At 51.8% G+C, this 12,067-nt stretch carries 7 protein-coding genes; 5 read left to right on the top strand and 2 right to left on the bottom strand.

Annotated features, from left to right (window positions below; translation table 11 throughout):
• Nucleotides 1–6 precede the first annotated feature (6 nt).
• Together AB1757_16735 and AB1757_16730 are read right to left on the bottom strand one after the other, a co-directional pair.
• Entirely contained in the window at nucleotides 7–1,821 is a 1,815-nt protein-coding gene (locus tag AB1757_16735) for a sigma-54-dependent Fis family transcriptional regulator (protein ID MEW6128688.1), read from the bottom strand.
• A gap of 21 nt (nucleotides 1,822–1,842) precedes the next feature.
• A complete protein-coding gene (locus AB1757_16730; GenBank protein MEW6128687.1) occupies nucleotides 1,843–6,099 on the bottom strand; it encodes a protein kinase in 4,257 nt (1,418 codons plus the stop codon).
• A gap of 184 nt (nucleotides 6,100–6,283) precedes the next feature.
• Between AB1757_16730 and AB1757_16725 the strand changes: the two genes are divergently transcribed.
• The 5 genes from AB1757_16725 to AB1757_16705 all read left to right on the top strand — a co-directional run bounded on the left by AB1757_16725 (nucleotide 6,284) and on the right by AB1757_16705 (nucleotide 11,902).
• The gene (locus AB1757_16725; protein ID MEW6128686.1) at nucleotides 6,284–8,296 is read left to right on the top strand and encodes an aconitase family protein; all 2,013 of its coding nucleotides are present in this window, start codon (nucleotides 6,284–6,286) and stop codon (nucleotides 8,294–8,296) included.
• 88 nt (nucleotides 8,297–8,384) lie between these two features.
• On the top strand, nucleotides 8,385–8,951 hold the full coding sequence (locus AB1757_16720) for a DUF5678 domain-containing protein (GenBank protein MEW6128685.1): 567 nt from the start codon (nucleotides 8,385–8,387) through the stop codon (nucleotides 8,949–8,951).
• A gap of 2 nt (nucleotides 8,952–8,953) precedes the next feature.
• Entirely contained in the window at nucleotides 8,954–9,361 is a 408-nt protein-coding gene (locus AB1757_16715) for a hypothetical protein (protein MEW6128684.1), read from the top strand.
• A 15-nt stretch (nucleotides 9,362–9,376) separates the two neighbouring features.
• Nucleotides 9,377–11,494, top strand: coding sequence for a dehydrogenase E1 component subunit alpha/beta (locus tag AB1757_16710; GenBank protein MEW6128683.1), 2,118 nt, complete (start codon nucleotides 9,377–9,379; stop codon nucleotides 11,492–11,494).
• Nucleotides 11,495–11,515: 21 nt separating this feature from the next.
• Nucleotides 11,516–11,902 carry a four helix bundle protein gene (locus AB1757_16705; protein ID MEW6128682.1) on the top strand — a complete coding sequence of 129 codons (387 nt, stop codon included), beginning with the start codon at nucleotides 11,516–11,518 and terminating at the stop codon, nucleotides 11,900–11,902.
• Nucleotides 11,903–12,067 lie beyond the last annotated feature (165 nt).

Raw genomic sequence — 12,067 nt, 5'->3', positions numbered from 1 at the left:
TTGGAATCACTTTTTCACTGGCGAGTCATTTTGAGCATTACGGAGAATTTTGTGTAGGGTGACCCGATTAACGCCCAGTCGGTTTGCCGCTTCGGTCAGGTTGCCGTTTGCCTCGGCAATCGCTTGGTCAATCAACTGGTGTTTCTGCTCGGCAAATAATCGTTGCACCTCTTTACGTCTGCGCCGCAACTCTTCAAGAGTGGCGGGCAGTGTATGCAGGCATTGATACAGCGGGTCGCCTTCAAGGTTGATGCGTTGCGGTTTGACGTCGAGAATTTCTTTCGGCAAATCGCCCGGATAGATAGCCGGTTCTTTACTGAGCAACACCAGACGATGAATGAGGTTTTCCAATTCGCGCACATTGCCGGGCCAATCATAAGCGGCGAGCATTTCATAAACTTCGCGTGAGGCGGAGATTTCTCTTGCGTAGATGGTTGCAAATTTGTCGAAAAAATAATCCGCCAACATAGGAATATCACCGCGTCTTTCGCGCAGGGCGGGCAATTTGACGGGCACCACATTGAGGCGATAATACAACGCTTCCTGAAATTTTCTTTCTGCCATCATCGCCTTCAAATCCTTGCTGGTTGCAGCAATGATGCGAGTGTCCACATTCAATATCTCTTTGCCGCCCAACCTGCGAAATTCCTGAGATTGCAAAAACCGCAGCAATTTCGCCTGCAACGGATAAGCCAGTTCACTCACTTCATCAAGAAACAGCGTCCCCCCATCGGACTGTTCAATGTGCCCGATGTGACGCTCTGTAGCGCCGGTAAACGCGCCCTTTTCATGACCGAAGAGTTCCGATTCCAGCAACTCATCGGGAATTGCCGCGCAGTTGATGGCAATGAAGGCTTTTTCCCGGCGATTGCTCTGATAGTGCAGGGCGCGCGCCACCAGTTCCTTGCCGGTTCCCGATTCGCCTTCAATCAACACCGATGCCCGCGAGTCGGCAATGCGTTCGATGATTTCCAGCAAAGTGAGCATCGCCGGGTCTGCGCCGATGATTTCCCGCGACGCTTTACTGGCGTCTAAAAATACGCTGCTCTTTCGGTGAAAGGCTTCCGGCAACAATCGGCACTGTTCCAGGTAAAAGAGCGCCAATCGCGTCACGCTTTCCAAAACCTGCAAATCCTGCTCGTCAAAGGCGCAGGGGCGCGAATTGTTTTCCAGATAAATCGCCCCCACGGTTCTCGTCAGATGCTTTAACGGAGCCGCCACCACCGATTTAATGCCGAATCGGATGATGCTGGCTTCCGCCGAATAATGGCGGTCTTGCGAAGCATCATCAATCAACAGTGAAGACTGACATTGAAAGATTTCTCTGAGCAGCGTGCGGCTGAAATGATATTCGCCGACCGAAAGATTCATGGTCGAGTAATTGCGCGCTGCAATAATGTCGGCTTCGGTGGATTCGGGGACATAAAAAAGCAGGAAGCCGCGCTCTGCCTGCGTCGCATCGATTAACGCATCGAGCAACTGCGCGCAAAAGGCGTTCAAGGAGACGGCGCGCGGCTCAAACAGGGTCTCTAAAATTTTTGCGATGCGGCGGTCAGCAAGTCCCAGCGACAGGTCGTCGCTTGCCTGCATCAGCTTTTTCAAATAATCGTCGCGACCGATTTCGGCGAGCGCCTTCAAGCGATTTTGCAAGGCTCTCAATTGATTGATGATTTGTTGAAAGCGGCGGTCTGCGGTGTCTCCCTGAATCAGTTTGATGGATTCGAGCAGTTCCTGGATTTGCAAATCACCAAGTCGGTGCTCGGTTTCAAGCAACCGGGCAAAATTATCTGCCAGATTTTTAATCAAGCCCACTTTATTCATGATTCGTTTTTTAGCACCTCGTCACTCTAACGTATATCCCCAAAGTTTTCTGTGGCGCGTATAAACGCGAACCGATTTATCGTGTCCACCGGAGACGATATGTTTGCCATCGGGAGAAAAGGCGACGGCTCGAATCGGAGCCGCAGGCGCACCAATGCGCCTCTCAAGGCTACGGCTGCCGACATTCCAGAGCGCGATGGTTTTATCATCGCTTGCCGAAACAATCTCTTTTCCGTCAGGGGAAAAATCTACGGATTTGACGCGCGCCGCGTGGCGACCCAATACCGCCAGGCGTTTGAGCGGGGTGACGCTCCATAATTCGACTTTGCCGAAATCATCGCCGCTTGCCAGAAATTTTCCATCCGGCGAAAAACTCAGACTGATGAAGGGCGTTTCAGGCGCTTGAATATGCTCAATCACTTGCCAATTGGCGGTGTCGAGCAATCCCAAATTGCCATTGATTACCCCGCTACATGCCAGCAAGCGACCATCTTTGGAAAAATCCAAGCCGTAGAGTTGCGACGGTTGAGCCAACCACTGATTGTCGGTATCGTGGTTGAACTTTTCATCGAAGGCGCATCGCAATTGCCCATCTTGAATATCGAACACTCCATGCGAACTTGCCAACCAGCGTCCGTCGGCAGAGACCGCAAAACCGTTGCTGCCGCTCATGGGGACTGGCGAAGCAAAAGTGCGCGTGACCGCGCCTTGCTTGATATCCCATAAAAAACACGGTTCTTGAAAACCACAGGAGATCACCTGTTGGTTATCCGGTAAAAAAGCGACGCCGTTGATTTTGCTTTGATAGCCCATCAATACGGCATCTTTTTGCCCGGTCTCGGCGTTCCAGATAATGATTGAGCTGTCTTCACCTGTAGACGCGATGCGTTCGCCATCCGGTGAATAAGCGACACTGTAAATCGTGGCGCTGTGTTCATTGAGATTGGCGATGCGTTGGCGTTCAGCGACATCCCAAACCACGATGGCGCCATCGCCATGAGTTGACACCAGAAAGCGTCCATCGGGGGAAAATGTCACACTCCACACCAGCGAATCATATTCGAGGGTGGCGATTTTCGTTTGTCTGAGAGCATCCCATAAAACCACATTCTCGGAAGCGCTGGCAGCGAGTTTGCTATCCGGGGAAAATGCCACCGAACGTCCGTTGTCTTTGTGGGCGACAAAGGTGTTGAACGCCTTCCCCTGCTCTATATCGGCAAACTGCACCTGCCCCTCTCCATCAATGATGATTCTCAGCTTGCCATCAGGAGAAATGGCAGCCACTCCCTGGCGCAATCCGGCGATTTGCCGGGTTGTAGTTTTGCCGGTTGAGGCATCCACAAAAATCAGTTTGCCATTCTCAGTTGTCAGATTGAATCTGCTGCTATGGGGTAAGAATGCCGGGGTTCCACTCAAACCGGCGGCGATTTCACCGACCTTTTCAAAATCACCCACTTTCCAGGAGATGATTTCATTGCCAGCAGAAACTAAATATCTGCCATCGGATGAAAACGCCAGACTATGGACGCCTCCCGTGTGCCCGCTTAACACGAACGCCCGGTTCAAGCTTTTGGTATCCCGCACCACAACGCGGTTATCAAGGCTTGCGGTGGCAATCCATTTTCCATCACTTGAAAAAGCCACCGCCGTGATGAAGCTTTGATGGTCTGCAAAAGCAGCAAGCCGCTGACGTTTGGCAAAATCCCAGACGATGACCTGCTGGTCTTCGCTGCACGATACCAGCCACCTGCCATCCGGCGAAAATGTCGCTTGTCGCACCGCCGCCGTGTGCCCGTCGGCGAGGCGTCGGCTCTGCCAGTCTTCACTGATGGAAAACATCGCTGCCACGAAAACGGCTGTGGTAGCCATTATCAAGACAACCAGGCTTAATTGCATCACCCCGCGCCAGAGACTTTTGCTGAGCAATTCATTCATCCGTCCGCCGGTGGTTTGTTCGGCGTAGCGGCGAATGAAAAGCAGATTGCGCAGCGGAATGCGGGTGCTTTTATCGACCGTGTAGCTTGCCAGGTATTGTCGAAGCAGGCGATTGGCGCGCTGTGTGGCGTCCATAACTTTGCCGGTCACCTGATTGATCTTTTCAATCAGATACTCATGCATCAGTTCATAACGCCAGGGAACATCGTCTTGCAATTCACGAATCAATCGGGACTCGGCAAATAGATTTAACAACTGCCTCACGGTCTCTTTGCTGCGTTGCAGGCGATGGCTAATTTCATCAAGCGTGAGCGTCAGCCGGGTATTCTCATCAGAGATTAAACACCTGAGCAATAATTGCGCGGCTTCTTTATCACCCGAGGCTTGAATCACATCTTCGAGAAAGCTGTAAACCAGGGTCTCTTTGCCGCCCACCTGCCGGTAAGCGCCGAGCGAAAAAATCCGTTTGGTTTGCAATTGCTCGCCGACGATTTGCAACTCCGACGGCAACACCGCGCCGGCATCAGTTAAATCGTGCGCCACCTGTTTGATCAGGCTTTTTTCAAAAGGCAGATTGGCGATTGCCGCGCTGCGTTCGATAACCGTTGCCGCCTGCTCTTCATTGAAGGTTCGCAGGTGATAGAGTTTGGCGCTCAGTAGCGGCTCAGCAATAAACCGGGCAAATTCCGCATTGATGAAGTAGAGAAAATCCGAACGCATCGAAATCAGAACTTTGACCGGCAACCGCTTGCGGTTATGACATTCGCTGATGAAGCGAATAAACGGTTCACGTTCTTCGGGAGTTTTGAAATTGACGAAAAACTCTTCAAACTGATCGCAGATTAAAATCAAACAACCATTCATTTCACGGGCAACCCGCTGGACATAATCGGTGGGCGTTTCACTGTCGCCAATTGCCAGACGACTGCGTTTTTTACATTCATCGAGAATTGCCGCAAGTGGCTCTTTATAAGCGCGCGAATAAATCGGCACATAGCCGGTGTCCCAGAGTTTGCGTACGACTCCGGCTTGCAGCAAAGAAGTTTTGCCGCAACCCGATTCGCCAAACAACACGCCGAAGCGAAAATCCCGGTGCGCGACCATCTCAAACAGCGCCAGAGTTTCGATTTCGCGTCCGTAAAATCGCTGACTGTCGGCTTCCTGAAATGGCAACAGTCCGCGAAAGGCTGCGCCTTTTGGCAAAGCGGTAAATCGAGTTCGCGCTTTTTCACGGGCGATAAAATAAATCGCAAAACAGCCAAGCGAAATCAACAACAGCGCAGCTTGCGTGAACCTTGAATAACTTTGCGGACGCGCCAGCAACATCAGGCACAGAAAGAGCAACGCCGTGATCACTCCCGAAGCTAAAAAAATTTTTCGATAGCGCCGCGAAAAATTTTGCAGGTTAGTTAATTTTTTAGCGGCGACCTGCGCATCGCTTTCGTTGGTTGCTGCCGGGAGTTGAAAACCGTGAGCATGGTTGTCTTGCAGCAGGTCAGCTTGAACCTGTTGCAAGTCATCAATCATCCGGGCGATTGCCGGATAACGGTCATCGGCTTTTTTCTCCAAGGCTCGGCGAATAATCGCTTCGAGTTGCAGCGGAATCGTCTTTTGCAAACTTGAAAGTGGCGGCGGGTCTTGTTGCAAAACCGCTTTGAGGACACCGGCAAAATTTGCGCCCTCGAAAGGTTTCCGACCCGAAAGCATTTCATAAAGCACAACCCCGAAACTGAAAATATCGCTTCGCGCATCAAGGGGTTTCCCTTGCGCCTGTTCGGGCGACATATAATTAGCGGTTCCCGCAAGCATTCGGATTTCCGTTTCGCCTTCAGGTGAATTGGTGAACCGGGCATCAGCGGTTGCCGCCTGCATTTCAAAAAGTCCTGCCAACCCGAAATCGAGAATTTTAACCAACCCGTCACTACGCAGCATGACATTATCGGGTTTGAGGTCACGATGAACGATGCCGGCGGCGTGTGCCGCTGACAGCGCCCGACCGATCTGTCGCGCTACATCAAGCGTCCGGGTCAGGGATAACTGTCCCGCATCCATCACGGTTCTGAGCGTTTGCCCTTCGATCAACTCGGCGGCAATAAAGAGATTTTCCTGTTCTTGCCCGATGTCATAAATCGTCAGGATGTTGGGATGCGAAAGCGCAGAAGCGGTGCGGGCTTCCTGCTGGAATTGATGCAGGCGAAATTCATCATGAATAAATTCGGCGCGAAAAATTTTGAGCGCGACTTTGCGCAGCAAACGTGTGTCTTCGGCAAGGTAGACCTCGCCCATACTGCCCACACCCAATTGTGAGGTAATGCGATAGTGGGAGATCACCCGTCCAATCATGGTTTACTTCCCTGCGCGCAAAGGTGCCGCAACTTTAATCCCACTCACCCGATTTTTCAATCACCCGACAACCGATTGCCGATTTTGTAAAAATGTTTTTTGCAAGGTAAGATGTTACTTAATTAATAAGCGGTTTCGTTTCATCTACCGCTGCTCTATTTTAGTCTATCTGAGGTGTTCCGACATGATTGAAAGTTTACTTGCTCGCCAGGTTGAAAAGCGCCCTGCTCAGGTGCAATTTACCGGCAGAATTCTTTTTTTAACCGAAGACGCCAGTTTGATGCGCCGCCAACTCGAAGGCGAAAATCTCGAAGTAAAAAATTCATATCCCTTGCGCAATGATATTTCTACGGATGAAATCACCCCCGCTTATATCTGTTATCACTTCGACGAACAGCTTGGCGAATTCGTCTATCTGGGACTCAAATGCGGCGATGAATTTCCCATCAAACGCAACGATGTAAAAAACGGCGGCTTTGTGGTCGCGGTGTCCGGCAAACGGCGCGGCAAAGGCTCAAGCCGCGAACAGTCACCATACGCCGAAATTGCCGCAGGCATTCGCCTGGTGGTTGCCGAAAATATCGAGCGCATCTACAAACAGAACTGCCAGAATTTAGGCTTGCTCACCTCAACCGATTTCTCACTGCTGGAACGGGTCGCGGCGGGCGAAGAAATTCCGCTTGAAGCCTTCACCGTAGGCGAAGATGAAATCACCCGCCAAATCATCGAATACGGCGGTCTCTTCCCATTCAACATCGCCAGGCTGCAAGGCAAAGCCACAGTGCCGCAAATCACCACTGCAAGCCGTCCGATGACGCTTGCCGAAAAAATCTTTGCGCGCCATTTCGTCACCGACCTCTCGAAAAATCAAATCGGGGTTGCCGCCGTCAAACCCGGCGACGCGGGGTTCGTCCGTACCGACATTCGCTTCAGCCATGAATACGTCACCCCGATGGCGGCGATTTTTTATGAACAACTGGTTGGCGAAGAACCGGTGAACGACCCGTCTTCGATTTACTTTTTCCGCGATCACCTGACCTTTCTCGATGACGTGATGCCGCCTGAACGCCGCGCGATGGGCTTGCTGGATTTGGCTTTTATGCTGGCGAAAAAGCAGAACGAGTTTGCCGAAAAACAGGGCATCAGGCTTCATGGCGAACTCAAAGACCGCAAAGGGTCGGAAGCCATTTGCCACAGTCTGATTTTGCAAAACTACGCCTTGCCGGGACAGATTATCATCGGCAGTGATTCGCATACGCCGCACGCGGGCGCGGTCGGATGCGTAGCGTTTGGTGTCGGCACCACAGACATTTTCAATTCGTGGATTACCAAAGATGTGCGCGTGCGCGTGCCCGAACAGGTGCGCATTCGCGTAAGCGGCAAAAAACCCGACAACGTCACCGCCAAAGATTTCATGCTGGCGATTCTCAAAACCAGTTTCGTGCGCAACGGCGAGGCGATTGGCAAAATCATCGAATACTGCGGTGAAGCGGTTGAAGATTTGAATATCGATGAACGCGCTACGATGACCAACATGGCAGCCGAAGTCGGCGCGTTCACGGGACTGGTCGCACCCGATGCCAAGACCGTTGAATTTTTAGTGGCAAGAGGAATCCCGCGAGCGGAGGCAGAGCGTAGGTGCGAAGGCATGCAAAGCGACGCCGATGCCGAATACGCTTTAACGATTGATATTGACGCGAGCGCCTTGCGTCCGATGATTGCGACACCGGGCGACCCCGGCAATGGCCGGTTCGTTGATGAACTCAAGGAAGAGGTCAAAGTTGATATAGCTTACGGCGGGTCGTGCACCGCCGGAAAAATCGAAGACATGGATATGTACGCGCGTGTCTTCAAAGAAGCCCTCGCGCAAGGCAAGCGCGTGCATCCCGAAACCGAGTGCTTCATTCAATTCGGTTCACAGGAGGTGCGCGAACATTGCAAAGCGCGCGGCTATCTGGAAATTTTTGCAGCCGTCGGCGCGACGGTGATCGAACCGAGTTGCGGCGCTTGTATCAATGCGGGACCGGGCGTCAGTCGCGCGAAAGAGCAGGTGGTTATCAGCGCCCAGAATCGCAACTTTCCCGGTCGCAGCGGTCCAGGGCAGATGTACCTGGCTTCGCCCTTGACGGTCGCCGCTTCGGCGATTGCCGGTCATATTGTCGAATACACGCCGGTTGCAACAGCGGGCGCGAAATAAAATCGCTGACCATAATGTTTGCTGTATGAAAATGAAAGCAAGCGGCGAAGCGCTCGAAGTTTTTTTTCGATAATGAATGAGGTGTGTTATGTCGAGGGATTTATTGGATAGATTGACTGAAGAAGCCAATGCGCTCACCGCGCAAGAACAGCAGATTTTGGCAGAAAGGTTGTTGAAAAAAGTTGCCGCCGATACACCTGAGAAAGCTACAGCTACCAACTCCCCTGCCATATCTCAACGCCGAAAGAATCCGCACAATTGGATAAAAGAACACTTTGACGAATACCAAGGTCAATGGGTGGCGCTTGATGGTGACCGCTTGCTCGCGCACGGCGAAAACGCCCGCGAAGTCCTGGAAGCCGCTATGCAGATAAGCAGCGGAAAATATCCGTTTTTAACCAAAGTGGATGCCAAACAAGGAACCAAATGGCTCGACATCCCCGACGAAGTGCGCTACCGACAGCGCGAATACCAATGGTTGAAAGCCCATCGTCATGAATACCCCGGCGAGCATCTGGCGCTGGAAGGCGACAAGTTAATCGCGCATGGCAAAGAAGGTCGTCACGTATTGGAAGAGGCAAAACGATTAGGAGCAAAACATCCGTTGATGGTCTATGTCGAGTCACCCGACGAATTGCCATTTGGAGGATGGTAACGATGGCGATTGCCCTGACGTTTGAGGTGGTGCGGCTTTATAATTCAGGTGAAGTCGGCATTACTGTACCTGTCAGTTTACAACTGGGTTCGCATATTGCAGAGGTGGACGCCAAACTTGATACGGGTTCAACCTACTGTATCTTTCAACGCTATCACGGAGAAGCCTTGAATCTTGATATTGAAAGCGGGTATCAGCAACAGATATATACCGTCAACAGTTCTTTTGCAGTTTATGGACACTACCTGACCTTATCGGTATTTGGTTTTGATTTTGATGGAATGATCTATTTCGCCAAAGATGACGATTTCAAACGCGATGTACTGGGGCGACATGGATTTCTTGACCGTGTGCAAATCGGGGTTCGCGATTATCAGGGCGAACTCTATTTAAGTCGCAACGATTCATAAAAACGGAGTGATGACATGGCATTTCAACCACAATTGGAAACCACCAAACAACTCGACCGCGAGACCATGCTCAAGATTTATCGCATTATGCTCACGGCGCGGCGCATTGATGACAAAGAGATTCAACTCAAACGTCAAAACCGCATCTTCTTTCAACTGTCGGGCGCGGGACACGAAGCCGTACTGGTTGCCGCAGGGCTGGCGCTCAAACCCGGCTACGACTGGTTCTATCCGTACTATCGCGACCGCGCCCTGTGTTTAACGCTTGGCGTGACGCCGCGCGATATGTTCATGCAGGCGACCGGCGCTGCCGCAGACATCGCTTCGGGCGGACGTCAGATGCCCAATCACTGGGCAAGCGCCAAACTCAATATCGTTTCGCAATCGTCGTGTACCGGCACGCAATTTCTGCAAGCCGTGGGCTGCGCCGAAGCCAACCACCGCGCCAAACTGCTGAACCAGCCTGAACTGGTCACCAGTTTCCAAGCCGACGCCGTCACCTATGTTTCATCGGGCGACGGGACGACCAGCGAAGGCGAATTTTTTGAATCCCTGAACACTGCCTGCAATCTGAAATTGCCGATGCTCTATTTAATCGAAGACAACGGCTATGCGATTTCGGTTCCCGTTGAAGTGCAAACCGCAGGCGGCAACATCGCCAAACTGGTGAGCAGTTTTCCCAACCTCTACATCGAAGAGGTTGACGGTTGCGACCCCGTAGCAAGTTACACAACCTTGCAACGCGCCGTCGCTTACTGTCGCGAAGGCAAAGGACCTGCACTGGTTCACGCCAGCGTCGTGCGTCCCTATTCGCATTCGCTCTCTGATGATGAGGTTTTATACAGACCCGAAAGCGAACGTCAGGCGGAAGCCGAACGCGACCCCATCAAAACTTTCCCGGCGCGACTCGTTGCCGAGGGCTTCGCTACCGAAGAAGACATTGCGCGCATCGTCGCCGCAGTTGATGATGAAGTGAATGCCGCAGCCGATGAAGCGGTTGCTGCCGCAAAGCCGACGATTGATTCCATCTATCTGCATGTCTATTCGGAAACCGTTGACCCGACCTCGAAGGCTTTCGATACCGAAGACCAGAACGCCAACCAGGGCACGCCGACCACCATGATTGATTTAATCAATGCCTGTCTGCACGACGAGATGGAACGCGACCCTCGCATCGTGGTGTTTGGCGAAGACGTTGCCGATTGCAGCCGCGAACAATACCTGGAACAGGTCAAAGGCAAAGGTGGCGTCTTCAAAGCCACGGCAAATTTGCAACGCCGCTTCGGTGGCGCGCGGGTTTTCAATTCGCCGCTTGCCGAAGCCAACATCGTCGGTCGCGCCATCGGCATGGCGACGCGCGGCTTGAAGCCGGTTGCCGAAATTCAATTTTTCGATTACATCTGGCCCGCCATGATGCAACTGCGCGATGAAATGGCAACCATGCGCTGGCGCTCGAATGGCACCTTTAAATGCCCTGCGGTGGTGCGCGTGGCAATCGGCGGATACTTGACCGGTGGCGCGATTTATCACAGCCAATCGGGCGAAGTGTTATTCACCCACACGCCCGGTATTCGCGTGGTGATGCCCTCGAACGCGACCGATGCAATCGGGCTACTGAGAACCGCGCTTCGCGCCGATGACCCGGTGATGTTTTTAGAACATAAGCATCTCTATCGTCAGACGCATAACAAAGGCGCATATCCGGGCAAGGAATTTATGATTCCGTTCGGCAAAGCCCAAGTCGCGCGCGAAGGCACGGACGTGACGATTATCACTTACGGAGCGACGGTCTTTCGCTCGATGGTCGCAGCGAAAAAAGTCGAAGAAGAACAAGGCATCAACGTCGAAGTCATAGACCTGCGCTCGCTCAGTCCTTACGACTGGAATGCGATTGCCGAGTCGGTGAAAAAGACCAGCAAGGCAATCGTGGTTCATGAAGACATGAAGAGTTGGGGATACGGCGCGGAGATTGCCGCGCGCATCGCCGATGAACTATTTGATTATCTTGACGCGCCGGTGCGCCGGGTCGCCGCGACTGATACGTTTGTGGCTTATTGCCCTGAACTCGAAGATGAAATCCTGCCGCAGGTGGACGACATCGCCGCGAGCATTATCGAACTTGCGAGGTATTAGGAAAACGATGAAGTATGAACGATGAACGATGAACTGAAAGAACATCATCTGGATTTGGAAAAACGTGATTTGCGTAAACGTACAAAATCCTTTGCGCTTCGCATTGTTCGATTATATTCATCTCTTCCTAAAACTACTGAGGCACAAGTGTTGGGAAAGCAAATTTTGCGAAGCGGGACATCGGTTGGCGCACACTATCATGAAGCAAGGCGTGCTCGTTCAGCAGCAGAATTCATCAGTAAAATTGAAGGTGGACTTCAGGAATTGGAAGAGACAGTCTACTGGATGGAACTTTTAGTCGAAGCCGAGATAGTTAAAGAAATTCGCTTGAATAATTTATTAAAAGAGGCAGAAGAATTGACTTCTATATTCGTCGCCTCAGTAAAAAAGGTGAAAAAATCACGGTGATTTTTAACCGTTCATCGTTCATCGTTCATACTTCATCGTGGCTTTGTTGCATAAAGCAGGGAGACGATAGTGCTGGTATTCTTGATTTGTGAAGAAAAAAAACACCAAACGCACTTATCGCCTCCGCAACTGGAAACAATATAACGCGGCTCTCGTGCGACGCGG

The organism is Acidobacteriota bacterium, from assembly GCA_040754075.1.
Taxonomy (GTDB): Bacteria; Acidobacteriota; Blastocatellia; order UBA7656; family UBA7656; genus JBFMDH01.
Note: the sequence above shows the minus strand (reverse complement) of the source record. Positions and strands in the feature narration are given on the sequence as shown.

Excerpts from the sequence above, each read along its gene's own strand:
- AB1757_16735 (MEW6128688.1), bottom strand. The coding sequence starts at position 1,821 with ATGAATAAAGTGGGCTTGATTAAAAATCTGGCAGATAATTTTGCCCGG.
- AB1757_16705 (MEW6128682.1), top strand. The coding sequence starts at position 11,516 with ATGAACGATGAACTGAAAGAACATCATCTGGATTTGGAAAAACGTGAT.
- AB1757_16720 (MEW6128685.1), top strand. The coding sequence starts at position 8,385 with ATGTCGAGGGATTTATTGGATAGATTGACTGAAGAAGCCAATGCGCTC.
- AB1757_16730 (MEW6128687.1), bottom strand. The coding sequence starts at position 6,099 with ATGATTGGACGGGTGATCTCCCACTATCGCATTACCTCACAATTGGGT.
- AB1757_16710 (MEW6128683.1), top strand. The coding sequence starts at position 9,377 with ATGGCATTTCAACCACAATTGGAAACCACCAAACAACTCGACCGCGAG.
- AB1757_16725 (MEW6128686.1), top strand. The coding sequence starts at position 6,284 with ATGATTGAAAGTTTACTTGCTCGCCAGGTTGAAAAGCGCCCTGCTCAG.
- AB1757_16715 (MEW6128684.1), top strand. The coding sequence starts at position 8,954 with ATGGCGATTGCCCTGACGTTTGAGGTGGTGCGGCTTTATAATTCAGGT.